Origin of the sequence: Microcella sp. (assembly GCF_033763155.1) — a bacterium.
Taxonomy (GTDB): Bacteria; Actinomycetota; Actinomycetes; order Actinomycetales; family Microbacteriaceae; genus Microcella.
In genome coordinates this window covers 1-2,682 of sequence record NZ_JANRKZ010000254.1, presented here as the reverse complement: position 1 = coordinate 2,682, position 2,682 = coordinate 1, and the positions used below count along the sequence as shown (strand labels likewise).

Annotated in this window: 4 protein-coding genes; 2 read left to right on the top strand and 2 right to left on the bottom strand. The window is 67.1% G+C overall.

All coding sequences use genetic code 11. The features are described 5' to 3' along the window. The coding region (locus SFU54_RS10995; RefSeq protein WP_319016317.1) for an SDR family oxidoreductase at positions 1 to 434 on the bottom strand (434 nt) is incomplete at its 3' end. 53 nt (positions 435 to 487) lie between these two features. After that, positions 488 to 1,483, bottom strand: a complete 996-nt coding sequence (gene rfbB / locus SFU54_RS10990) for a dTDP-glucose 4,6-dehydratase (protein ID WP_319016316.1) — start codon at positions 1,481 to 1,483, stop codon at positions 488 to 490. 112 nt (positions 1,484 to 1,595) lie between these two features. On the opposite strand from rfbB, the gene SFU54_RS10985 reads away from it, so the two are divergent. Together SFU54_RS10985 and SFU54_RS10980 are read left to right on the top strand one after the other, a co-directional pair. Then, complete coding sequence (locus SFU54_RS10985; RefSeq protein WP_319016315.1) at positions 1,596 to 2,213, top strand: dTDP-4-dehydrorhamnose 3,5-epimerase; 618 nt, start codon at positions 1,596 to 1,598, stop codon at positions 2,211 to 2,213. Next, positions 2,210 to 2,682: sugar nucleotidyltransferase (locus tag SFU54_RS10980; protein ID WP_319016314.1), on the top strand; the 473-nt coding region annotated here is incomplete at its 3' end. The genes SFU54_RS10985 and SFU54_RS10980, both read left to right, overlap by 4 nt.

Here is a 2,682-nt window from a genome sequence, read left to right as displayed (position 1 = left end):
CCGTGCTCGCCGTACAGCCATGCCGTGCGCAGCACGATCGTGCCCTCGGGGTGGGCGGCCTGCGCGCGGCGCTCGCCCTCGGCCTTCGAGCGGCCGTAGGCGCTGACGGGGGCGAGCGGCGCGTCCTCCGGGTAGGGGCCGGTGCCGTCGCCGGCGAACACGTAGTCGGTCGAGTACTGCACGAGCACCGCGCCAGCGGCCCGGGATGCCCGCGCCAAGTTCTCGGCCCCCTCGGCGTTCACGGCCATCGCCGTGGCCTCGTCGCTCTCGGCGTCGTCGACCCGGGTGTACGCGGCCGCGTTGAGCACCACGTCGTGACCCGCCACCGCCTGCTCGCAGGCCGCGGTGTCGAGGATGTCGAGGCCCGCCCGGTCGAGCGCGGTGACCTGCCTGCCGGCGTCGGCGAGCACGGCGACGAGGTCGGTGCCGAGCATGCCGCCCGCCCCGGTGACGAGGGCGCGGCCGTGAGCCCGACCGCCCGGCCCGGTCACTGCCCCTGGGCGCGGTAGCGCGCCTCGGTGGCGTCTTTCTGGGGCGCCCACCAGGCGTCGTGGTCGCGGTACCAGTCGATGGTCGCAGCGAGCCCGGCAGCGAAGTCGCTGTAGCGCGGCGCCCAGCCGAGCTCGGTGCGCAGCTTCGACGAGTCGATCGCGTAGCGCAGGTCGTGCCCAGGCCGGTCGGTGACGTGGTCGTAGGCGTCGGCGGGCTGCCCGAGGGTCGTGAGGATGAGCTCGACGACCTCCTTGTTGCTCTTCTCGCCGTCGGCCCCGATCAGGTAGGTCTCGCCGATGCGGCCCTTCTCGAGGATCGTCAGCACGGCCGCCGAGTGATCGTCGGCGTGGATCCAGTCGCGCACGTTCTCGCCCGAGCCGTAGAGCTTGGGGCGCTCGCCGCGCAGCACGTTGGTGATCTGCCGCGGGATGAACTTCTCGACGTGCTGGTAGGGACCGTAGTTGTTCGAGCAGTTCGAGATCGTGGCCGCGACGCCGAACGACCGCACCCAGGCGCGCACGAGCAGGTCGCTGCCGGCCTTCGTCGACGAGTACGGGCTCGAGGGGTTGTACGGCGTCGACTCGGTGAATCGTGCCGGGTCGTCAAGCTCGAGGTCGCCATAGACCTCGTCAGTCGAGATGTGGTGAAAACGCGTGCCGTGGCGCCGCACGGCCTCGAGCAGGGTGAAGGTGCCGATGATGTTGGTGTCGACGAACGGGCGGGGGTCGTCGAGCGAGTTGTCATTGTGGCTCTCGGCGGCGTAGTGCACGACGGCGTCGGCGGCCGCGACGAGCTCATCGACGAGCGGAGCGTCACAGATGTCACCCTGCACGAACGTCAGACGGGCATCCGGAAGCCCCGCAAGCGAAGCGCGGTTGCCGGCGTAGGTGAGCTTGTCGAGAACCGTCACGCGGTGGTCGGTGTGCTCGATCACATGGTGCACAAAGTTCGAGCCGATGAAGCCGGCGCCGCCGGTGACGAGAAGGTTCACCCCCCGATTCTAGCGACGGGGGCTCGAGGCCCCGGCGGAGCGCGGTTGTGGTGGAACACGACGTGCTGACCGACTGCAGGCCGCCCGCGCCCGCGTTGCTAGGCTCTGGCTCGTGCAAATTCGCGAGTTGTCGGTGCCGGGTGCTTTCGAAGTCACCCCGCGGCAGTTTCCCGATGATCGCGGAACGTTCTGGGAGTGGTACCGATTTGATGCCCTCGCGGAGGCCGTCGGCCATCCCCTCGCGCTGCGCCAGGGCAATGCCTCGGTCTCACGCAAAGGGGTCGTCAGGGGCATCCATTTTGCGGATGTTCCCCCGAGCCAGGCGAAATACGTCACGGTCACGCACGGCGCGGTGATCGATTTTGTCGTCGATATTCGCGTCGGTTCGCCCACGTTTGGTTCGTGGGATTCCGTTGTGCTTGACACGGTCGACCGTCGAGCAATCTACGTCGGCGAAGGCCTCGGGCACTGCTTCGTGGCCCTGACCGACGACGCGACCGTCACCTACTTGGTGAGTGAGGTGTTCGCACCGGGTCGCGAACACGGCATCACTCCCCTCGACGAGACGGTCGCGCTGCCCATGCCGTTTGCTCGCGACGAGTTGCTGCTCTCGCAGAAAGACCTCGACGCACCGACCTTGCTGGAGGCCGCGGCATCAGGCCTCCTTCCGACGTGGGAGGCGACGACGGCCTTCACGCGCTCACTCGATGACAGCTGGAGCAGCCGATGAAGGGCATCATTCTCGCCGGAGGTTCTGGTACGCGGTTGTGGCCCATCACCAAGGGCATCTCGAAGCAACTCATGCCGATCTTCGACAAGCCCATGATCTACTACCCGCTGTCGACGCTCATGATGGCCGACATTCGCGAGATTCTGATCATCACGACGCCCGAGTATGGCGCCCAGTTTGAGGCGTTGCTCGGCGACGGCAGCGACCTGGGCATCTCACTCACCTACGCGCAGCAACCCTCGCCCGACGGACTCGCGCAAGCGTTCATCATCGGTGAAGAGTTCATCGGTAACGACAGTGTTGCTCTCGTGCTGGGCGACAACATCTTTCACGGGTCAGGCTTGGGCTCGGCGTTGCGGGGCTATACCGACATCGAGGGTGGCCTGATTTTCGCGTACCAAGTGTCGAACCCCGAGGCATACGGCGTCGTCGAGTTCGACAATGAAGGCCGTGCGGTATCCATCGAAGA